Origin of the sequence: Agromyces sp. NPDC057679, from assembly GCF_042799635.1 — a bacterium.
Classification (GTDB): Bacteria; Actinomycetota; Actinomycetes; order Actinomycetales; family Microbacteriaceae; genus Agromyces.
Map to the genome: position 1 here is coordinate 610,165 of NZ_JBHVIK010000001.1, position 19,758 is coordinate 629,922.

Sequence of the window (19,758 nt, forward strand, 5' to 3'; positions counted from 1 at the left end):
TTGATCGTCGAGTTCATTTCAGTTTGCAGGACTTCGGAGGCTGCTCAGGACGAAGTCGGTGATTCCGTCCTGAATTGGCAGCTTTCTCCTGAATTCAGGCGGGGATGCCTCGCGCTGGCGCGGCGCTAGCGACCGGTGCCCGCGTGGACGATCGCGTCCTCGTCGCCGTCGAGCTCGAACGCCGTGTGCACGGCCTGCGCGGCCGCCTGCACGCTGTCGGCGCGCGTCACGACCGAGATGCGGATCTCGCTCGTCGAGATCATCTCGATGTTGATGCCGGCCTCGTAGAGCGCCTCGAACAGTCGCGCCGAGACGCCGGTCGCCGAGCGCATCGCGTTGCCGACGAGCGAGAGCTTGCCGATCTGGTCGTCGTACTGCAGCGACTCGAAGCCGATGGCCTCCTGCGCGCTCGCGAGCGCGGTCAGCGCCCGCTCGCCGTCGGCCTTCGGCAGGGTGAACGAGATGTCGGTGCGACCGGTCGCCGCCGCCGACACGTTCTGCACGATGACGTCGACGTTCGCGTTCGTGCCGGCGACGATCTTGAAGATCTTCGCGGCGACGCCCGGCTTGTCGGGCACGCCGACGACCGTGATCTTCGCCTCGGACAGGTCGATCGCGACTCCGGCGATGACGGACTCTTCCACAGCTGCTCCTTCGGGAAGACGCGAGGGGTCGTACACGATCGTCCCCTCGCTGTTGTTGAACGACGAACGGACGTGCAGGGTGACGCCGTGACGACGCGCGTACTCGACCGCGCGGATGTGCAGGACCTTCGCGCCCGATGCGGCGAGCTCGAGCATCTCCTCGCTCGTCACCCTGTCGAGCTTGCGCGCCTTCTTCACGACGCGGGGGTCGGAGGTGAAGACGCCGTCGACGTCGGTGTAGATCTCGCAGACGTCGGCCTCGAGGGCCGCCGCCAGCGCGACGGCGGTCGTGTCGCTGCCGCCGCGCCCGAGGGTCGTGATGTCGCGGGTGTCGCGGTTGAAGCCCTGGAAGCCGGCGACGATCACGATCGCTCCGTCGTCGAGCGCCTCGCGCAGCCGCACGGGGGTGACGTCGACGATACGGGCGGCGCCGTGCTGGGCGTCGGTGATCATGCCGGCCTGGCTGCCGGTGAAGCTGCGGGCCTCGTGCCCCATGCTCTTGATCGCCATCGCGAGCAGCGCCATCGAGATGCGCTCGCCCGCCGACAGCAGCATGTCGAGCTCGCGGGGCGCCGGGATCGGCGACACCTCGCTCGCGAGGTCGAGCAGCTCGTCGGTCGTGTCGCCCATCGCCGAGACGGCCACGACGACGTCGTTGCCCGCCTTGCGGGTCTCGACGATGCGCTTCGCAACCCGTTTGATGCTCTCGGCATCGGCGACGGACGAGCCGCCGAACTTCTGCACGATCAAGCTCACGTGGCCTCCCGGGGATTCTGGGCGCGCGCGGGCCGACGGGCCCGTCGTCGGAGTCTTCATCATACGGCGGCCCGCATGCGCGGCCCGCCATGTGACGCCGTCGTGACGGCTCGTGCGACCGGGGCACGACCGCACCCGCAGGAGTAGCATGCGGCCATGTCCGAGGTGCTCGACGGCTGGTCCGAGTTCAACGTCGCGATGGTGGGCGCGACGGCGGCGCTCGCCGGCCTCCTCATCGTGGCGATGTCGGTGAACATCCGCACGATCCTCGAGTCGCCGACCCTTCCCGCCCGGGCCGCGGCGTCCATCGCCACCCTGGTGCTCGCGATCGTGGTCACGGGGCTCGCGCTCGCACCCGACCAGCCCGCCTGGCTCTACGGGGTCGAGGTGCTCGGGGTCGCGCTCCTCGCCGGATCCTTCGAGGTGCACGCGATCCGGGTGATCCACCGCGACGCGACCGAGCACCGCGGCAGTGCGCTCGAGCAGCTCGCGAAGTCGATCGCCGGGGTGCTGCCGCTCGTCGCGTACCTCGGCGGCGCGATCGCCCTCATCGCGGGCGCACCGGCCGTCGGCCTCTGGGCGCTCGGCGTCGCCACGCTCCTCGCGATCGCCACGGCGATCCTCTACTCGTGGGTCGTGCTCGTCGAGGTGCTGCGCTGAGGCTCAGCCCTCGTGATCGCGCGGCATGTACCACTCGGTGAACTCGCTCGCACGCCCGTCCGGGGCGAAGCGGATCACCCAGAGGTTCAGGTAGTCGCGCTCGGCCGGGTACTCGGTGCGGCCCTGCACGAGGGCGAGCTCGGATGTCTCGTGCACGACGTGCCAGTCGAAGCTCCACGCCCCCGGTTCGTCGGCGTCCTCGATCCAGCCCGAGACGATCTCGGCACGCCCGCGACGGGGCTCCACGTCGGGTGCCGTGAGGTAGCTGGCGTCATCGGTGAAGAGACCGCCGATCGCGTCGGGATCGTTGCTCTGCCAGGCGCGGAGGTAGCCGGTGACCCAGTTCGCGGTGCGTTCGCTCGCGGATTCGCTCATCACCCCGGTCTACGCGCGCTCGACTCGCGCGTCAACCCGACGGCCCGATCGCGGCGTCGGCCGCAGCGGCGACCTCGACCGGGGGCGCGAGTCAGCCGACGACGCGACGGCCCTCGAACGCGCGACCGAGCGTGACCTCGTCGGCGTACTCGAGGTCGCCGCCGACGGGCAGGCCCGAGGCGAGACGGGTGACCTTGATCTCGAGCGTGGTGAGCAGCCGGCTGAGGTAGGTCGCCGTCGCCTCGCCCTCGAGGTTGGGATCGGTCGCGATGATGACCTCGACGACGGTGCCGTCGGCGAGCCGCTGCATGAGCTGGCGGATGCGCAGTTCGTCGGGGCCGATGCCGTCGATCGGGCTGATGGCGCCGCCGAGCACGTGGTACAGCCCGCGGAACTCACGGGTGCGCTCGATCGCGACGACGTCCTTGGCCTCTTCGACGACGCAGATGAGCGAGGGGTCGCGGCGGGGGTCACGGCAGATCGAGCACGTCGACTGCTCGGAGACGTTGCCGCAGATCTCGCAGAACCGCACCTTGTCGCGCACGGTGGTCAGGATCTCGGCGAGGCGGGAGACGTCGAAGTGCTCGGTCTGCACGATGTGGAACGCGATGCGCTGCGCCGACTTCGGCCCGATGCCGGGCAGCCGGCCGAGCTCGTCGATCAGTTCTTGGACGATGCCTTCGTACACGGGCTACCCACGCTCCCCGAAGCCGCGCGCCGGAGCTTCGACCTCTTCGAGGAAGGTCGCGCCGAGCACCTCGCGCACGACGGCCTCGCCGTACCGCTGGATGCCGCCGTCGGTCGTCGAGGCCACGGGACGCGACGGCGCGCGTCGCGCCGGGGCCGGGCGGCCCTGCGCCGGAGCCCGTCGAGAGTCGGCCGGAGGCGGGGGTGCGTCGAACGGCTCGGGCGCAGGGCCCGGGTCGAACGGCGGCTCCTCATCGGCCGGCGGCGCCTCGGCGTCGTCGGGCACGAAGTCGGGGATGCCATGGCTCGATTCGGCGGCGCTCGTCGCGGAAGGCCCGGCCGCGCGCGGCCCCGCGTCAGGAGCCGGTCGTTCGGCGAGTGCCGTCGCGGTGCGCGCGGGCGCCTCGGCCGCGGCCGTGCCGGCGGGATCGGCGTCGGGTTCGGGATCGCGCGGGATCGCGACCGTCGCCCACGAGTCGACCGGCCCGGTCGGCGTCTCGGCCGGCCGCTCCTGCACGGCAGCCGTCGGCGCCGGCGCGCTCGTCGCAGAGGCCTCGGCGGCGTCGGTGCGGGCCGGAACCGGCCCCCCGCCGCTCGGATGTGCCGTGTCGGGGCCGGTCGGCGTCGGAGCCGGGGCCGCGCCGCCACCGCCCGGAGCGGGCGACGGCGTCGGCGCGGGCGCGGTCTGACCGCCGCCGCCGCTGCCGATCACGCGCGGCACGAACTTGACGGTCACGCCGAGCACCTCGGCGATCGCCGTGCGCAGCAGGTCGGCCGCCGTCTGCGTGCCGCTGCCCGCCCGCAGGCCGTCGAGGTCTCCGGGGCTCGCGAAGCCGAGCACGAGCACGGCCTCGTCGGTGCGGTACTCGAGCACCTGCGCTGCGAGCGCCGCCATCCATGCGGTGCGCTTGGTGCGCTGGAGGACGTTGAGCACCTCTGGCCAGGCGTCGCGCACCTGCTGCACCGTGATGGGACCGCTCGGCCGGACGCGTTCGGCCGGCGGCGCCGGCGCTTCGGCCACCGGTTCGGGCACGACCTGAGCAGGCTCGACCGGCGCGGACGCGGCCGGCGCCGTCGACTCGGCCGGCCGGGCCTCGGCCGCCGGATCGGCGGCACGCGCCGGAGCTGCGGTCGGCTCGGCCTGACGGCTCGGTGCCGCAGTGGCCTCGCGCGTGGCGGCGGCGCGAGGCGCCGGCTCGGCCGCACGAGTCGCCGCCGGCACGGCACCGCCCGACGACGCACCGCTCGATGCGACCGCGAGGGCCCCGCCCTCGACGGCCCGCTCGAGCCGCTCGACGCGCGCGAGCGCGCCGCGCTCGGAGTCGTCGCTCGCCGGCACGAGCACCCGGGCCAGCATGAGCTCGAGGTGCAGGCGCGGCGAGGTCGCGCCCGTCATCTCGGTGAGGGTCTGGCTGACGAGGTCGGCCACGCGCGACAGCTCGGCCGAGCCGAACGCCCGGGCCTGGGTCGCCATGCGGGCGAGCTCGTCTTCGGGCACGCCGCGCAGCACGGCCGCGGCCGCCTCGGGCGTCGACGCGGCGACGACGATGAGGTCGCGGAGCCGCTCGAGCAGGTCTTCGACGAAGCGTCGCGGGTCCTGTCCGGTCTGCACGACGCGGTCGGCCGCGGCGAACGCCCCGGCGGCGTCGTGCGTGCCGATCGCGTCGATGACCTCGTCGAGCAGGGCGCCGTGCGTGTAGCCGAGCAGCGCCACGGCCCGCTCGTAGTCGATCGTCGAGCCCTCGGAGCCCGCGATCAGCTGGTCGAGGAGCGAGAGCGTGTCACGGGGCGACCCGCCGCCGGCGCGCACGACGAGGGCGAGCACGCCGGGCTCGACCGAGATGCCCTCTTCAGTGCAGAGCTGCTGCACGTACTCGAGCATCGGCGCGGGCGGCACCAGCCGGAACGGGTAGTGGTGGGTGCGCGAGCGGATGGTGCCGAGCACCTTGTCGGGTTCGGTCGTCGCGAAGATGAACTTGATGTGCTCGGGCGGCTCTTCGACGATCTTCAGCAGCGCGTTGAACCCGCCCGAGGTCACCATGTGCGCCTCGTCGATGATGAAGATCTTGTAGCGATCGCGGGCGGGGGCGAAGATCGCCCGCTCGCGCAGGTCGCGCGCGTCGTCGACGCCGCCGTGGCTCGCCGCGTCGATCTCGACGACGTCGAGCGAGCCGCCGCCGCCGCGCGACAGCTCGACGCAGCTTGGGCACACTCCGCACGGAGCATCCGTCGGGCCCTCTGCGCAGTTCAGGCAGCGCGCGAGGATGCGCGCCGACGTCGTCTTGCCGCAGCCGCGGGGGCCGCTGAACAGGTAGGCGTGATTGACCCGATCGGTGCGGAGCGCCGTCATCAGCGGCTCCGTCACCTGGGACTGGCCGATCATCTCGGCGAACGTCTCTGGCCGGTAGCGGCGATATAGGGCGGTGACCACGATTCAATCGTAGTTGCCGCGTCCGACACGCCATCCGGATGCCTCGGGCGTACGATGCACGGACGGAAGGAGCGTGATGACGGTGACGACGATGACTCCGGCTCAGCTCGAGCGATTCGAGGCCCGCCTGCTCGCCGAACGCGGGGAGGCCGCCGAACGCGCGGCCGAGTTCGGCGATGTGATGGGCGAGGTCCGAGCGGCCAGATCCGGCGCCAGCGCCGACGACGAGCACGACCCCGAGGGCCCGACGATGACCCAGGAGTGGTCGCAGCGCACCGCGGTGCTCGCCGACGTCGAGCACGAGCTCGCCGAGATCGACCGCGCCCTCGCCCGCATCGCCGACGGCAGCTACGGCTTCTGCGCCCGCTGCGGCAAGCGCATCACGGTCGCCCGGCTCGACGCGCGCCCGACGGCCACGCTCTGCATCGACTGCGCCCGCCTCGAGCGCTGACCGACCCGGCCGCGCTCAATCGCGACGGCGGTACGCCTGGATCATCGGGCAGTCGAAGGGATCGCGCGCGGCGAGGCCGACCCGGTTGAGGTAGGCGATGACGATGCCGTACGACTCGATAAGCCCGGTCTCGGTGTAGCGGAGGTCGTTCTCGCGGCAGTACTCGCGCACGATCTCCTGCGTGCGCTTGAGCGCCGGCCGCGCCATGCTCGGGAAGAGGTGGTGCTCGATCTGGTAGTTGAGGCCGCCCATGAGCGAGTCCATGAACCGCCCGCCGCGGATGTTGCGGCTCGTGAGCACCTGGCGCTCGAGGAAGTCGACGCGGACCCCGCGCGGGATGAGCGGCATGCCCTTGTGGTTGGGCGCGAACGACGCGCCCATGTAGACGCCGAAGACGCCGAGCTGCACGAAGAGGAACACGGTCGCGAGCAGCGGCGGGAACGCCCAGAACACGAGCGCGGCGACCCCGACGAGGCGCACGGCGATGAAGGCGAGCTCGAGCCCGCGGCGCTTCACCGTGTTGCGGCGGTCGAGCACGTGCCGGATGCCGTGGACGTGCAGGTTGAGGCCCTCGAGCAGCAGGAGCGGGAAGAACAGGTACCCCTGCTTGCGCGTGATCAGGCGGACGAGACCGCGGCTCTCCGCGGCATCCTCCTCGAGGAACGAGATCGTGTCCTTCGCGATGTCGGGGTCGCGGCCGATCATGTTCGGGTTGCCGTGGTGGCGGGTGTGCTTGTTCATCCACCAGCTGTAGCTGATGCCGACGACGAGGTCGGCGAGCACGAGCCCGGCCCAGTCGTTCACCGGCCCCGAGCGGAAGATCTGCCGGTGCGAGGCCTCGTGCGCCATGAAGGCGAACTGGGTGAAGACAACGCCGAGCACCGCGGCGATCACGAGCTGCCACCACGAGTCGCCGATCATGACCGACGCCGCGATCGCGGCACCGAGCACGACCGCCCAGAACACGGCCTTCCGCACGTAGAAGCCGACGAAGCGGTCGAGCAGCCCCTCGGCCTTGATCTGGCGCGACAGCCGCGCGAAGCCGCTCTGCGCCGGATCTACGGCGTCCTCGCGGCGGCGGCCAGCCGTCAGGATGACGGGCGACATGGTGCCCAGCGCACCGTCGGGGCGTTCAACGACCTGCAGGCTCATCTGCGCTCTTCTCGTCGTCCGAAGGCGCGAATGAGTCTCAGACGAACGATTCGGGGGCGTGTCCGCGGCCTGGTTCGACCACGACGCGAGCGTATGCAGGCGGTTCAGCGCGTCGCATCACACGGCTGAGCCATTCGCACCCCCTACCCCGGTACGGGTTCGGATGACTCGGCCGTCGCCGAAGCGGCACGCAGGCCCTTGAACGCCCGCAGGTACAACGGGCTCGACGCGAGCACCAGGTAGAGCCCCGCGCACACCACGAGGGTCGGCACGAGCCCCGCCTGCTCGGCCGCGAGGCCGCCGAGGAACGCGCCCAGCGGCATGGTCGCGGCGACGCCCGCGGTGGTCACGCCGAACACCCGGGCGCGCATGCCGTCGGGGATCAGCCCGTACATCGCGGTCGAGATCATCGGGTTGATGGCGCCCGCGGCGAGCCCCGACAGCGCGAGCACGGGCAGCAGCACCGGCGCGGGCGCGCCGAGCGCCATCGTCAGGTAGGGCACGGTGCCCGCGATGAGGAAGCACACCGCGAACATCACCCGACCCGAGAATCGGTGCCCGACCGCCCCGAAGAGCACCGAGCCGGTCAGCGCACCGGCCGCGAAGCATCCGACCATGAAGCCCAGCTGGGCAGGATCGCCGAGCACCTCGGTCGCGTACAGCGGCTTCAGCACGGTCATGCCGGCCGCGTCGATCGCGTTCGTGAGCGTCACGAGCAGCACGATCGCGCGCAGCAGCGGCGAGGATGCCACGAAGCGGAGCCCCTCCATGAAACCGCCGCGCGGGGCCGGGTCGGCGGCGTCGGGCTCGCGGGCCTCCTCGGCGCCGGGGCGTCGCGGCACGAAGCAGAGCACGAGCAGCGCCGAGACGACGAACCCGCCGGCGTCGACGACGAGCGCCGGCATCGGCCCGAGGAACGCGACGAGGGCGCCCGCGGTGCCCGCACCGAGCATCATCGCGGTGCGCTGCACCGCCGCCTGGGCTCCCGCGGCCCGTTCGATCGGCCAGTGCGCGAGCTTCGCGAGGTCGGGCGTCATCGAGGTCTTCGCCGTGTCGCCCGGAGGGTCGAGGAGCCCGCCGAGGAAGACGAGGGCGAGCATCGCCCCGAACGGGAGCCCCACGGTCGCATGGAGGATCGGGATGGCGAGCACCGTCACGGCGCTCGCGAGGTCGGCGACGATCGACGACAGCCGGTAGCCGAACCGGTCGACGAGCACGCCGCCGAGCGCCCCGCCGATGACGAGCGGCACGGTCGCGAAGACGCCGACGACGCCGGCGGCGAGCGGCGAGCCCGTCTGGGTGAGCGCGATGATCGGCAGGGCGACGAGCGCGATCGCGTTGCCGCCGAGCGAGAACAGGGCGGCCGCGAGGTTCGCGACGAGCGGGAGTCGCCGGCGGGCGCCCGCCTCGGCGGCGGCCCGGCCGCCTTCGGTCGCGGTCTCGGTCGCGGTCTCGACCAGCTCGCTCATCGCTCGCTCCTCGGGAAGGTGTGGGTGATCCAGCGCACGGCGCGGGTGCCCGGCCGCGGCTCGCGCCCGACCGCCCACCACTTCTCGCGCACCGCGGCGAGTTCGGCGGTGAGCTCGCGGAACTCGTCGAGGGTGAGCTGCGCGCCGCCGTCGCTCGAATCGGAGGCGGCGATCCAATCGGGCTCGAGCCCGCGCTCGGCGTCGAGCGCGTCGAGGAGTTCGCGGTGGTACGAGTCGATGACGGTGCGGCGCATCGCCTCGGCGGCCTCGCGGCGTTCGGGGTCGTCGAGATAGCTCTCGGCGTTCAGGCTCGTCATGTCGTGGGCCGAGCGCCACCAGCGCTCGCGACCGTCGCGCTCGTGCTCGGGCGCGGGCTCGACGAAGCCGTGCTTGGCGAGCGTCGACAGGTGGTAGCTGATCGACCCCGACGCCGCTCCGGTCGCCTCGGCGAGCATGCCCACCGAATGCGGGCCGTGCATGCGGAGGAGGCCGAGGATGCGCAGCCGCAGCGGGTGCGCCATGGCGCGCATGGCGCCCGCGTCGCGCAGGTCGATGGAGTTCCGGCTCTCGCTCACGCCACCATGCTAACTCTGCAAGAACTATTGCGCAACAGTTCTTGCATATCCCCGCGCGCCGATTCCCCGAGCCTGCAACGGTGTTTCTCAGGACCGCCCTCGCGTTGCTCAGGATGCCCTCGCCGCACTCGACGACCGTTGCGCCAGATCCCGGCGCGCTCGGGTCCGGGTCATCCTGAGAAGCGCGAGCACGTCCTGAGAAGCAGAGATGGGGTCCTGAGAAACGTGAGGTGGGGGCCTGAGAAGCTGTGATCAGGCCGAGACGGCCTCGAGGGTCTGGCGGGCGATCTCGAGCTCTTCGTCGGTGGGGACGACGAGCACCGTGACGGGCGACGCGTCGGTCGAGATCACGCGGGTCTCCCCCGAGCGGGCCGCGTTGCGCTCGGCGTCGAGCTCGATGCCGAGACGCTCGAGCCCGGCCAGCGCGGCGGCGCGCACCGGGGCCGAGTTCTCCCCCACCCCGGCCGTGAACGAGATCACGTCCACCCCGCCGAGCTGCGCCAGGTACGCCCCGATGTACGCCTTCAGCCGGTGCGCATACACCTCGAGGGCGAGCGCTGCGCGCTCCTCCCCCGCTTCGGCCGCGTCGACGAGGTCGCGCATGTCGGCGTGCCCGCCGAGGCCGAGGATGCCGCTGCGCCGGTTCAGGAGTTCGTCGACGCCGTCGACGTCGAGGCCCGCGCGACGCTGCAGGTGCAGCAGGATCGCCGGGTCGAGGTCGCCCGAGCGGGTGCCCATCACGAGTCCCTCGAGCGGCGTCATGCCCATGCTCGTGTCGACCGAGCGGCCGCCGGCGACCGCGCACGCCGAGGCGCCGTTGCCGAGGTGCAGCACGATCTGGTCGAGCTCCTCGAGGGGCCGGCCGAGGAACTCGGCCGCTGCGCGCGAGACGTAGCGGTGCGAGGTGCCGTGGAAGCCGTACCGGCGGATGCGGTGCTTCGCCGCCACGTCGCGGTCGATCGCGTACGTGTACGCCGCCGGCGGCATGGTCTGGTGGAACGCCGTGTCGAACACCGCCACGTGCGGCACGTCGGGGAACGCCCGCTGCGCCGCCTCGATGCCCTCGAGGTTCGCGGGGTTGTGCAACGGCGCGAGGCTCGACAGCTCGTCGATGTTGATCTTCACGAGCGGCGTGATCACCGTCGGCTCGAAGAAGCGGGCGCCGCCCTGCACCACCCGGTGCCCGACCGCGACCGGCGGGTACTGCTCGAGCGACGGCCCGTGTGCGGCGAACCCCTCGAGCATGACGTCGAACGCGGCGAAGTGGTCGGGCACGTCGACCGCGGCATCCCACGTCGAGCCGAGGCTGTCGTTCTCGGGACCCTCGTGCCGGTGCCTGGCGTGCCCGCCCTCACGGCCGATGCGTTCGACCAGCCCGCTCGCGAGCGCCTCGCCGCTCGCCGCGTCGACGAGCTGGTACTTCAACGACGACGAACCCGAGTTGACGACGAGGACGAGGCTCACGAGGCATCCGCCGCCTGGATCGCCGTGATCGCCACGGTGTTCACGATGTCCTGCACGAGCGCCCCCCTCGAGAGGTCGTTGACGGGCTTGCGCATGCCCTGCAGCACCGGCCCGATCGCGACGGCGCCGGCCGAACGCTGCACCGCCTTGTAGGTGTTGTTGCCGGTGTTGAGGTCGGGGAAGACGAACACGGTCGCCCGCCCCGCGACATCCGAGTCGGGGAGCTTGGTGCGCGCGACCGCCGCGTCGGCCGCGGCGTCGTACTGGATCGGCCCCTCCACCGCCAGCTCGGGCGCCCGCTCGCGCACGAGCTCGGTGGCACGCCGCACCTTGTCGACGTCGGCGCCTGCACCCGACTCCCCCGTCGAGTACGAGAGCATCGCGATGCGCGGCTCGATGCCGAACTGCGCGGCGGTGGCCGCCGACGAGATCGCGATGTCGGCGAGCTGCTCGGCCGTCGGGTCGGGCACGATCGCGCAGTCGCCGTAGACGAGCACGCGGTCGGCGAGCGCCATCAGGAACACGCTCGAGACGACCTCGACGCCCGGCCGCGTCTTGATGATCTCGAAGGAGGGCCGGATCGTGTGGGCCGTCGTGTGCGCCGCCCCCGAGACCATGCCGTCGGCCATGCCGAGCTCGACCATCATGGTGCCGAAGTACGAGACGTCCTGCACGCGCTCGCGCGCCTGCTCGAGGGTGACGCCCTTGTGCGCGCGGCGCTTCTGGTACTCCTCGGCGAAACGGGTCACGTAGACGAAGTCGTGGTTCGAGAGCACCGTCGCGCGCGAGATGTCGAGGCCGAGCCCGATCGCCCGCGAGCGCACCTCGATCTCCTCGCCGAGGATCGTGAGCTCGGCGACGTCGCGCGCGAGGAGGGTCGCGGCGGCCCGGAGGATGCGGTCGTCGTAGCCCTCGGGCAGCACGATGTGCTTGCGCTCGCGGCGCGCCCGCTCGAGCAGGCCGTACTCGAACATGAGCGGGGTGACGACCTCGGGGCGCGCGATCTCGAGCCGGTCGAGCAGCGCCTGGCCGTCGACGTGCTGCTCGAAGAGCGACAGCGCGGTGTCGCGCTTCCGCTGCGACTCGGCGGCGAGGCGGCCGCGGGTGTGGGTGATCGCGAGCGCGGTCTCGTAGCTCGTCAGCTGGGTGCGGATGATCGGCAGCCCGGCCTTCAGGCCCTCGACCAGTCGCTCGATGTGGCCCGAGAGCGGGAACCCGCCGTTCAGCACGATGCCCGAGATCGACGGGAACGTCGCCGAGGAGTGCGCCGTGAGCACCCCGAGCAGCACCTCGCTGCGATCGCCGGGCACGATCACGACCGAGCCCTCGATGAGGTGGGAGAGCACGTTCTCCATCGACATCGCCGCGATCACGACGCCGAGCGCCTCGCGGTCGAGCAGGTCGGCGTCGCCCGCGTAGAGCTCGCCGTCGACGGCGTCCATGATCGAGCGCATCGACGGCGCGACGAGGAACTGGTCTTCGGGGATCGCCCACACTGCGGCGGATGCCTCGCCCGACGCCGCGGCGATCGGCCCGCGGTCCGAGCGCGACGCGCCCAGCACCGCGCCGACGATCTCGGTGAGCCGTGCGGGATCGGCGCGGTTGACGACGATGCCGAGGAGCGATGCGTGTTCGCGTTCGAGCTCCTCGACGGCGAGCTCGGTGAGCTGCGCGAGCTCGTCGGCGGTGCGCGCCTCGGTGTCGCCGAGGTGCTCGCTGCGCCCGCGGCCCTGGCCCTCGCCGACCCGCCCGCCGAGCACGAGGAGCACGGGGGCGCCGAGGTTCGCGGCGATGCGCGCGTTGTAGGCGAGCTCGGTCGGGCTGCCGACGTCGGTGTAGTCGGAGCCGATGATGACGACCGCGTCGCACCGGCTCTCGATCGCCTTGAACCGGCGCACGATCGTCGCGAGCGCCGCGTCGGGGTCGGCGTGGACCTCTTCGTACGCGACGCCGATCGCCTCGTCGTAGTCGATCGGCACGACTCCGTCGTGCGCGATCAGGAGTTCGAGGACGTAGTCGCGCTCGGCCGTGGATCGCGCGATCGGCCGGAAGACGCCGACGCGGGTCGCCCGGTGGGTCAGGGTGTCGAGCGTGCCGAGCGCGACGGTGGACTTGCCGGTGTTGCCCTCGGCCGAGCAGATGTAGATGCTGTGCGCCACGCACTCAGCCTATTCGGCGTGTGCGCCGTCGGTTCTGAGTATCTCCGGTCAGTCGGCCGCCCGGTCGCGATGCGGTGCTGCGTCAGCCAGGACAGTGCGGCGAGCCACAGCAGCGCCGCGGTCGTCGCGACGAGCTCGAGCCAACCGCCGAGGTCGGTCGCGACGCCGGCGAGCGAGAGGATGCCGCCGGTCGCCGAGGTCGCGATGACGAGCAGGATGCTCGGGGCGGCGAGGGTCGCGTAGGCCCGCCCGAGCCGGAGCGTCTGGATGATGGCCACGCCCGCCAGCGCGAAGCCCGTGACGGCGGCGATGGTGTGCACGGCGTCCTGCGGGGCGGCGGCGGCACTGAACGGGATCGGACAGCCCGTCGTGCACGGCACCGCCGCGCCGACGGCGAACATCGCGCTGGCGCCGATGAGGCTCGTGCTCACCGCCCACGCGCCGAACAGCCCGCGCCCGCTGCGCAGGCCCCAGAGCCCGATCGCCGAGGCGGCACCGCCGAGCGCCACCAGCCCCAGCGAGAGGTTGAACGCCGTCGCGGTGATCTCGCCGGCGGCGCCGAGCCCGCTCACATAGGTGTTGCCGGGGAACACGATCCGCGAGGCCCACATCATGCCGAGCGCGAGCAGGACGAGGCCGGGGCCGACGAGGCGCAGGGCCATCGCCGTCGGGCCGCAGAGCCAGCGCGCGGTGGACGGGGAGACGTTCGAATGGGGCATCATTCCACGCTAGGAACGCGGCTGCGCGGTGTCGTCGGCACGGGGTGCCGTCGTCGTGGCACCCGGGGCCCATCCTCACGAGCTGGCCATCCGTCGGGAGGATGACGCGCGACCCGAGAGAGCGCGACCACGTCGGATCTCGGGCGCGGTCGGAACCCGAGCGTCATTCGCCTATGCTGATCGGGCACATCGACGTGCCGTGCCGTCCCCCCTGCGGCGCGACCCGAACAGAGACACCCACCTGTGAACCCCATCGCCCTCATCGGAGCGGGCCCCTCGGGCCTCGCCGGCGCGCGCGCCCTCAGCCGCGCCGGTCTTCCCTTCCACGGTTTCGAGGCCGGCGCCGACGTCGGCGGCCTCTGGAACATCGACAACCCGCGAAGCACCATGTACGAGTCGGCGCACCTCATCTCGAGCCGCACGACGACCGAGTTCGCCGAGTTCCCGATGCGTTCGACGGCCGACTACCCGAGTCACCGCGAACTCCTCGGCTACTTCCGCGACTACGCCGACGAGTTCGGCCTGCGCGAGCACTTCCGCTTCGGCACCCGGGTCACCGCGGTCGAGCCGCTGCCGGTCGAGGGCGGCGAGACGCCCGGCGCGAACGGATGGCGCCTCACCGCGGTCACCGACGACGGCGAGACGATCACGGGCGAGTACTCGAGCGTGATCCTCGCGAACGGCACCCTCGCCGAGCCGAACGTGCCGGCGTTCCGCGGTGAGTTCACCGGCGAGCTCATGCACACGAGCGCCTACAAATCGGCGAAGGTGTTCGACGGCGAGCGCGTGCTCATCATCGGCGCCGGCAACTCGGGCTGCGACATCGCCGTCGACGCGGTGCACCACGCGGCATCCGTCGACCTGTCGGTGCGTCGTGGCTACTACTTCGTGCCGCGGTACCTGTTCGGCAGGCCGTCCGACACGCTCAACCAGGGCCGGCCGCTGCCCGCGCCGATCAAGCAGTTCATCGACGCCCGCGTGCTCAAGGCGTTCACGGGCGACCCGGTGCGGTTCGGCTTCCCGAAGCCCGACTACAAGATCTACGAGTCGCACCCGATCGTGAACACGCTCATCCTGAACCACCTCGGCCAGGGCGACCTCCGCATCGTGCCCGACGTCGACCGCTTCGACGGCCGCACCGTCCACTTCGCCGACGGCAGCTCGGCCGAGTACGACCGCGTCGTGCTGGCGACCGGGTACACGCTCGACTACCCGTTCGTCGCACGCGAGCACCTCGACTGGGCGGGGGCCTCGCCCTCGCTCTTCCTCAACATCTTCCCGCCGAGCTTCAACGGCCTGCACGTGCTCGGCATGATCGAGGCCTCGGGCATCGGCTGGCAGGGCCGCGCCGAGCAGGCCGAGCTCATCGCCGCGTACCTCGCCGCGGCTTCGAGCGCGCCCGAGCAGGCGGCACGGTTCAGGGCGCGGGCGGTTGCCCCGTGGCCCGACCTCACCGGCGGGTACGACTACCTCGGGCTCGACCGCATGTCGTACTACGTCAACAAGGACGCCTACCGGCGCACCGTGAAGCGGCTGCGCAAGACCCTGCCCGAGGCATCCGCTTCACCGAACCGGACCGGCGCCGCTGCTGATGCGCGCCGTTCGGCCGACCGGGACGGAGTGCGCGCATGAACATCGACGACGTCGTCCTGAACTTCACGCCCGGCTCGATGCTCGCCCTGAACGTCGTGCTCGGCTTCATCATGTTCGGCATCGCGCTCGACACCGCGCCGAGCGACTTCAAGGCCGTGCTCACCGCGCCGAAGGCCATGATCGTCGCGATGCTCGCGCAGATCATCCTGCTCCCGGCGGTCACGTTCGGGCTGACCCTGCTGCTGAACGTGCAGGCGTCGATCGCGCTCGGCATGATCCTCGTGGCGTGCTGCCCGCCCGGCAACATCTCGCAGGTGCTCACGTACCGTGCCCGCGGCAACGTGGCGCTCTCGGTCTCGATGACCGCGGTCGCGAACGCGCTCTACATCTTCGTGCTCCCCGTCAGCATCGTGTTCTGGGGCAACCTGCACCCGACGGCGTCGGAGCTCGTACGCGAGGTCAGCCTCAACGGCTGGCAGATGCTGATCGAGATCTTCCTCATCATCGGCCTGCCGTTCTTCGCCGGGCTCCTGATCCGGGCGAAGTGGCCACGTTTCGCGGCTCGCGTGCAGCCGTACGCCCGCTGGATCAGCCTCGCCGCGCTCGTCGGCTTCATCGTCATCGCCCTCGTCGGCAACTGGGCGATCTTCATGGCCTACATCGGCGTCGTGCTCGTCGCGGTGTTCCTGCACGACGCGGTCGCGCTCGGCCTCGGCTACGCGAGCGCCCGCATCGGCGGGCTCGGCGTGCGCGACCGGAAGGCGATCACCTTCGAGGTGGGCATCCGCAACGCCGGCCTCGGGCTCGGGCTCGTGTTCGCCTTCTTCGACGGCCTCGGCGGCATGGCGATCGTCGCCGGCTGGTGGGGCATCTGGGACATCATCGCGGGCCTCGCGGTCGCGACGCTGTGGGCGCGGCATTCGGCGAAGCGGTCGGATGCCACGGCGCCGGCCCCTGCGGTCGCCGCCGGGGCCTCCGGAAGCGAGCCCGTCGCATGAGGCGCGTGCTCGTCACCGGCGGCTCGGGGTTCCTCGGCTCCTCGGCGGTGCGCGCCCTCGCGGGCGACCCGCACGTCGAGCTCGTCGTCTCGGGCGACGTGCGCGAGCCCGCCTCGACGCCCGACGGGGTCGTCGTCGAGGCGTGCGACGTGACCGACGCCCAGGCCGTCGCCGCCGTCGTCCGCGAGCACCGCATCGACACGATCGTGCACCTCGCCGCGATCGTGAACCCGGGCGCCCTCGACGAGGAGATCGAGTACCGGGTCGACGTCGAGGGCACCCGCAACGTGCTCGACGCGGCCGTCGCCTACGGCGTCTCGCGCATCGTCGTGTCGTCGTCGGGCGCCGCCTACGGCTACCACGCCGACAACCCCGAATGGCTCCGCGAGGACGACGCGATCCGCGGCAACGAGGAGTTCAGCTACTCGCGGCACAAGCGCCTCGTCGAGGAGATGCTCGCCCGATACCGGGAGGCCCACCCGGCGCTCGATCAGGTGGTGCTGCGCATCGGCACCATCCTCGGCCCGACCGTCGCGAACCAGATCACCGCCCTCTGGGACGGCCCGCGGATCCTCGCGATCCGCGGCTCTGACAGCCCGTTCGTGTTCGTCTGGGTCGACGACGTCGTCGGGGCGATCGCGACCGCCGCGACCGGCGAGGCGACCGGCGCCTTCAACGTCGCCGGCGACGGCAAGGTGAGCGTGCACGAGATCGCCGCGGCGCTCGACAAGGGCACCCTGACGCTGTCGCCCGGGGTGCTCGCGTTCGCGCTGCGCGCTGGGCGGGCCCTGCGGCTCACCGTGCACGGGCCCGAGCGCGTCGGGTTCCTGCAGTACCGGCCGGTGCTCGCGAACGACCGCCTGAAGTCGGTGCTGGGCTACACGCCCGCGAAGACGAGCCGCGAGGCGTTCGACGCATACCTCGCGGCGCGGGCGGCGCGCGGCTAGTGTGCCACCCTCGCTCGTCACGAGACAGCGCACCGCACTTTTCAGGATGAGCGCCTCGTTGCGTCTGCATGCGGCGCCGAGGACGCGCTCATCCTGAAAAGCGCGGCCGCGTCACCCCGAAAGCACGGATGCTTCGCGCCGCGCGCAGCTCGAAGCATCCACCTCGCCGGCATCGCGCTGATTTCGGGCGGCAGCGGCAGCTCGGCTCAGCGAGCGTCGATGACGAGATGCGCGTGCTCGCGCGGGCGGAACCGCTCGGCGAAGTCGCGCTCGTTCGGCACCCACACCTCGTCCCAGAGGCGGTCGTGCCGGCGGCCCAGCGCCTCGTCACGCGCCTTGCCGCGCCTCGCGGCGGTCTCGAGGTCGAGGTCGATCCAGATGCGCAGGTCGAGGAGCTCGACCGTCTCGGGGTGGAAGAACCCGATCAGGTCGACGACGAGCACTTCGGCGCTCGGCAGCGGGCGCGGCTCGCCGAGGCGGCCCGCGCTCCAGTCGTACGGACGGAACTCGCCGGGACCCCGCTCGCGGAAGGGCCGCAGCACCTCGTCGGCGAGCCGCACGCGCTCGACGCCGCTCCAATCGCTCGACCGCAGGTGCGAGCGCACCGGGTCGAGGAAGTCGTCGCCGCGGATGCGCACGACGCCGCCGCCGCCGCGCGCCACGAGGGCGCGCGCGAGCGTCGACTTGCCCGCCCCGCAGTACCCCGAGATGCCCACGACGATCGGACGCTCAGCAGCCGCGCGCGCCTCCGACACACGCGTGAACACGGCATCGACGTCGGGCTGAGGCATCCCCTCAAACTAGTGCCGGGTCGGCTCGACCGGGCACTGGTTCTTCGACCCCGCTCGGCTCGGGTAGACTTGCTGCGGCTCCCCACGTGGCGCCATCCAGGCCAACTCCCCCAGGGCGGAAACGCAGCAAGGGTAACCGGGCTCTGGCGGGTGCGTGGGGGGTCACTGGAGGATTCGCCTAGTGGCCTATGGCGCACGCTTGGAAAGCGTGTTGGGTGAAAGCCCTCAGGGGTTCGAATCCCCTATCCTCCGCCAAGAAATTCACCGCGCGCGCAGCACCCGCCGATGGGGTTCGAATCCCTTCTCCTCGCCAGATCCGAGCGCTCGCTCCGCATCTCCGCCCCAGGGCGTATTGCGTCCGCGTCTGGAACGCCTATGCTGTCCTGAGCCGGGTCGTGAGGGCCCGAGGTGTCGACGAAGACGACGGCGACCTTGTTGACCCCACGACACCGGCGCGCCCTTCCCACTCTCCCCGCTCGCCGGCCCTTTGCGCCGCGGGAATTCCCCCTGTTTCGGCGCCGTTCCGACCCGTGTCCTCATTAATGCGGAATAGCGCCCTCGAGCCGAACAGGCGCATCATGTGTGTGATGTCAGCAGCACAGGTGGAAGCGAGGAGTGGGGACGCAGGGGGCTCCTCCACCAGCGCAGCGGCAGCAGGGGGCGACGGCCTCAGGGTGATCACCCTGAGGCCTCGTCGCACTCTCGGGTGGAACTACGGTCTGGCGCTCACCGCGCTCGTCGTGCCGCTGCTCGCGGCCGAGCTGTGGTTGCTCGACCAGCCGACCGCGTGGCCGATCGTCGCCGCGACGGCCTCGGTGCTCGGCGTGCTCATCGGGCTCGCGTGGGTCGCGTATCGGCGCGCCCGCGTGTCGGTGAGCAAGTACGGGATCGTCGAGCGCGGATTCTTCGGCGTCACGACCGTCGTCGCGGCTCGCGACGTCGCCCGAGTCCTGCGCCTGGAGCTCTATCGCCCGAACAGTCTCGACACGACCGAGGAGCTGTTCGTCGTCTGCCGCGGCGGGCGCGGACGTTTCCGCATGCGCGGCCGCTTCTGGGACGAGCGCACGATGAACCTCGTGGCCGAGGTGCTCGAGGTCGACGAGACGACGCGGGTCGAACCCGTGACGCTGTCCGAGCTTCGCGCGAGCGATCCGACGCTGCTCTACTGGTTCGAGCGGCGTTCGCTCCTCGGCTGATGTCGAGCGTCGGGGTCGCCGACGCGGCGGCCGCGTCGCCGCTCAGCTCGTCGCGATGCCGAGCCGCGGCGCCTGTGGGGTGCTTGAGGGCAGTTCGTGGAATCCGAGCCGGTCGTAGAACGCCCGCGCACCCGTGTTCGCGGCGGCGAGGCCGAGGTGCAGCGCCGGCACGCCCCGCGCGGCGAGTTCGGCTCGCACCCGCTCGATGAGGCGGCGCCCGAAGCCCTGGCCCTGCAGTTCGGGCAACAGGTCGATGTGCAGGTGCGCGGGGTACTCGGCGAGCTCGGGCACGAGCATGCGCTCGGGGTGGAGGCCGGCGTCGATCAGCTCCGCCTCGGTGAAGTCGGGTGCGTGCGAGGTGGGCTCGCCGGCGGCCGGATGCCTCGCCGCGAAGCCGGGCCCCCACTCGCGCCGCCACCACTCGATGAAGGCGGCGGTGTCGGCGATCGCCATCACGTAGCCGAAGGCCCGCCCGGTGTCGGCGTCAGCCACGACGAACGCGAGCTCGGGCGCGTACTCGACGTACGGCAGGGCGAACACCTCGGGCATGAGCGTGTCGTCGGAGTAGACCCCCGTCGCGTCGCCGCCGGCCGCCGCGGTGCGCAGGCAGATCAGCGCGACGTCCTCGCGGTCGTCGGGGCGGTAGGGGCGGATCTCGAACACCTGTCAATCCTCCCCGATCTCTCGGGAG

18 protein-coding genes, 1 tRNA gene and 1 other RNA gene are annotated in these 19,758 nt (G+C 71.7%); 8 read left to right on the forward strand and 12 right to left on the reverse strand.

What is annotated here, in order from left to right:
• Window positions 1-125 precede the first annotated feature (125 nt).
• Window positions 126-1,400, reverse strand: coding sequence for an aspartate kinase (locus ACFVAJ_RS02660; RefSeq protein WP_376941246.1), 1,275 nt, complete (start codon window positions 1,398-1,400; stop codon window positions 126-128).
• 156 nt (window positions 1,401-1,556) lie between these two features.
• Between ACFVAJ_RS02660 and ACFVAJ_RS02665 the strand changes: the two genes are divergently transcribed.
• Window positions 1,557-2,060 (forward strand): hypothetical protein, encoded by a 504-nt coding sequence (locus ACFVAJ_RS02665; protein ID WP_376941247.1) that lies wholly within the window; start codon window positions 1,557-1,559, stop codon window positions 2,058-2,060.
• Between the two features lie 3 nt (window positions 2,061-2,063).
• Here ACFVAJ_RS02665 and ACFVAJ_RS02670 read toward each other — a convergent pair whose 3' ends face one another.
• The 3 genes from ACFVAJ_RS02670 to ACFVAJ_RS02680 form a co-directional block, all read right to left on the reverse strand.
• A complete protein-coding gene (locus ACFVAJ_RS02670) occupies window positions 2,064-2,435 on the reverse strand; it encodes a YybH family protein (RefSeq protein WP_376941248.1) in 372 nt (123 codons plus the stop codon).
• Between the two features lie 91 nt (window positions 2,436-2,526).
• Window positions 2,527-3,123, reverse strand: a complete 597-nt coding sequence (gene recR, locus ACFVAJ_RS02675; RefSeq protein ID WP_022890710.1) for a recombination mediator RecR — start codon at window positions 3,121-3,123, stop codon at window positions 2,527-2,529.
• 3 nt (window positions 3,124-3,126) lie between these two features.
• Entirely contained in the window at window positions 3,127-5,553 is a 2,427-nt protein-coding gene (locus ACFVAJ_RS02680) for a DNA polymerase III subunit gamma and tau (protein WP_376941249.1), read from the reverse strand.
• 76 nt (window positions 5,554-5,629) lie between these two features.
• On the opposite strand from ACFVAJ_RS02680, the gene ACFVAJ_RS02685 reads away from it, so the two are divergent.
• Complete coding sequence (locus ACFVAJ_RS02685) at window positions 5,630-6,004, forward strand: TraR/DksA family transcriptional regulator (RefSeq protein WP_376941250.1); 375 nt, start codon at window positions 5,630-5,632, stop codon at window positions 6,002-6,004.
• Window positions 6,005-6,019: 15 nt separating this feature from the next.
• On the opposite strand, the gene ACFVAJ_RS02690 is transcribed toward ACFVAJ_RS02685, so the two are convergent.
• From ACFVAJ_RS02690 to ACFVAJ_RS02715, 6 genes are all read right to left on the reverse strand, one after another.
• A complete protein-coding gene (locus tag ACFVAJ_RS02690; RefSeq protein ID WP_376941251.1) occupies window positions 6,020-7,156 on the reverse strand; it encodes a fatty acid desaturase family protein in 1,137 nt (378 codons plus the stop codon).
• A gap of 143 nt (window positions 7,157-7,299) precedes the next feature.
• On the reverse strand, window positions 7,300-8,625 hold the full coding sequence (locus ACFVAJ_RS02695; RefSeq protein WP_376941252.1) for an MFS transporter: 1,326 nt from the start codon (window positions 8,623-8,625) through the stop codon (window positions 7,300-7,302).
• The gene (locus ACFVAJ_RS02700) at window positions 8,622-9,200 is read right to left on the reverse strand and encodes a helix-turn-helix domain-containing protein (RefSeq protein WP_376941253.1); all 579 of its coding nucleotides are present in this window, start codon (window positions 9,198-9,200) and stop codon (window positions 8,622-8,624) included. Before ACFVAJ_RS02700 ends, ACFVAJ_RS02695 begins: the two co-directional genes overlap by 4 nt.
• 252 nt (window positions 9,201-9,452) lie before the next feature.
• Window positions 9,453-10,664 (reverse strand): acetate/propionate family kinase, encoded by a 1,212-nt coding sequence (locus ACFVAJ_RS02705; protein ID WP_376941254.1) that lies wholly within the window; start codon window positions 10,662-10,664, stop codon window positions 9,453-9,455.
• Window positions 10,661-12,823 (reverse strand): phosphate acetyltransferase, encoded by a 2,163-nt coding sequence (gene pta / locus ACFVAJ_RS02710; protein ID WP_376941255.1) that lies wholly within the window; start codon window positions 12,821-12,823, stop codon window positions 10,661-10,663. The genes ACFVAJ_RS02705 and pta overlap by 4 nt, the downstream gene beginning before the upstream one ends.
• Window positions 12,742-13,542, reverse strand: a complete 801-nt coding sequence (locus ACFVAJ_RS02715) for a hypothetical protein (protein WP_376941256.1) — start codon at window positions 13,540-13,542, stop codon at window positions 12,742-12,744. The genes pta and ACFVAJ_RS02715 overlap by 82 nt, the downstream gene beginning before the upstream one ends.
• A 243-nt stretch (window positions 13,543-13,785) precedes the next feature.
• Between ACFVAJ_RS02715 and ACFVAJ_RS02720 the strand changes: the two genes are divergently transcribed.
• The 3 genes from ACFVAJ_RS02720 to ACFVAJ_RS02730 are packed head-to-tail and all read left to right on the forward strand — an operon-like array spanning window position 13,786 to window position 17,080.
• A complete protein-coding gene (locus ACFVAJ_RS02720; protein WP_376941257.1) occupies window positions 13,786-15,174 on the forward strand; it encodes a flavin-containing monooxygenase in 1,389 nt (462 codons plus the stop codon).
• Window positions 15,171-16,133 carry a bile acid:sodium symporter family protein gene (locus ACFVAJ_RS02725; protein ID WP_376941258.1) on the forward strand — a complete coding sequence of 321 codons (963 nt, stop codon included), beginning with the start codon at window positions 15,171-15,173 and terminating at the stop codon, window positions 16,131-16,133. Before ACFVAJ_RS02720 ends, ACFVAJ_RS02725 begins: the two co-directional genes overlap by 4 nt.
• Window positions 16,130-17,080 carry an NAD-dependent epimerase/dehydratase family protein gene (locus tag ACFVAJ_RS02730; RefSeq protein WP_376941259.1) on the forward strand — a complete coding sequence of 317 codons (951 nt, stop codon included), beginning with the start codon at window positions 16,130-16,132 and terminating at the stop codon, window positions 17,078-17,080. The genes ACFVAJ_RS02725 and ACFVAJ_RS02730 overlap by 4 nt, the downstream gene beginning before the upstream one ends.
• Window positions 17,081-17,286: 206 nt before the next feature.
• On the opposite strand, the gene ACFVAJ_RS02735 is transcribed toward ACFVAJ_RS02730, so the two are convergent.
• A complete protein-coding gene (locus tag ACFVAJ_RS02735; protein WP_376941260.1) occupies window positions 17,287-17,871 on the reverse strand; it encodes a uridine kinase in 585 nt (194 codons plus the stop codon).
• Window positions 17,872-17,944: 73 nt separating this feature from the next.
• On the opposite strand from ACFVAJ_RS02735, the gene ffs reads away from it, so the two are divergent.
• From ffs to ACFVAJ_RS02750, 3 genes are all read left to right on the forward strand, one after another.
• An RNA gene (gene ffs, locus ACFVAJ_RS02740) (signal recognition particle sRNA small type) lies at window positions 17,945-18,041 on the forward strand.
• Window positions 18,039-18,126 (forward strand) — tRNA-Ser (locus ACFVAJ_RS02745). The genes ffs and ACFVAJ_RS02745 overlap by 3 nt, the downstream gene beginning before the upstream one ends.
• 419 nt (window positions 18,127-18,545) lie before the next feature.
• On the forward strand, window positions 18,546-19,067 hold the full coding sequence (locus tag ACFVAJ_RS02750) for a hypothetical protein (protein ID WP_376941261.1): 522 nt from the start codon (window positions 18,546-18,548) through the stop codon (window positions 19,065-19,067).
• Between the two features lie 42 nt (window positions 19,068-19,109).
• Here the strand turns inward: ACFVAJ_RS02750 and ACFVAJ_RS02755 are convergent, their stop codons facing one another.
• Window positions 19,110-19,730, reverse strand: a complete 621-nt coding sequence (locus ACFVAJ_RS02755) for a GNAT family N-acetyltransferase (RefSeq protein WP_376941262.1) — start codon at window positions 19,728-19,730, stop codon at window positions 19,110-19,112.
• Between the last annotated feature and the right edge of the window lie 28 nt (window positions 19,731-19,758).

Coding starts and splice junctions, on each gene's coding strand:
- ACFVAJ_RS02665 (WP_376941247.1), top strand. CDS start 1,557: ATGTCCGAGGTGCTCGACGGCTGGTCCGAGTTCAACGTCGCGATGGTG.
- ACFVAJ_RS02725 (WP_376941258.1), top strand. CDS start 15,171: ATGAACATCGACGACGTCGTCCTGAACTTCACGCCCGGCTCGATGCTC.
- ACFVAJ_RS02685 (WP_376941250.1), top strand. CDS start 5,630: ATGACGGTGACGACGATGACTCCGGCTCAGCTCGAGCGATTCGAGGCC.
- ACFVAJ_RS02670 (WP_376941248.1), bottom strand. CDS start 2,435: ATGAGCGAATCCGCGAGCGAACGCACCGCGAACTGGGTCACCGGCTAC.
- ACFVAJ_RS02690 (WP_376941251.1), bottom strand. CDS start 7,156: ATGAGCCTGCAGGTCGTTGAACGCCCCGACGGTGCGCTGGGCACCATG.
- ACFVAJ_RS02735 (WP_376941260.1), bottom strand. CDS start 17,871: ATGCCTCAGCCCGACGTCGATGCCGTGTTCACGCGTGTGTCGGAGGCG.
- ACFVAJ_RS02715 (WP_376941256.1), bottom strand. CDS start 13,542: ATGCCCCATTCGAACGTCTCCCCGTCCACCGCGCGCTGGCTCTGCGGC.
- ACFVAJ_RS02695 (WP_376941252.1), bottom strand. CDS start 8,625: ATGAGCGAGCTGGTCGAGACCGCGACCGAGACCGCGACCGAAGGCGGC.
- ACFVAJ_RS02730 (WP_376941259.1), top strand. CDS start 16,130: ATGAGGCGCGTGCTCGTCACCGGCGGCTCGGGGTTCCTCGGCTCCTCG.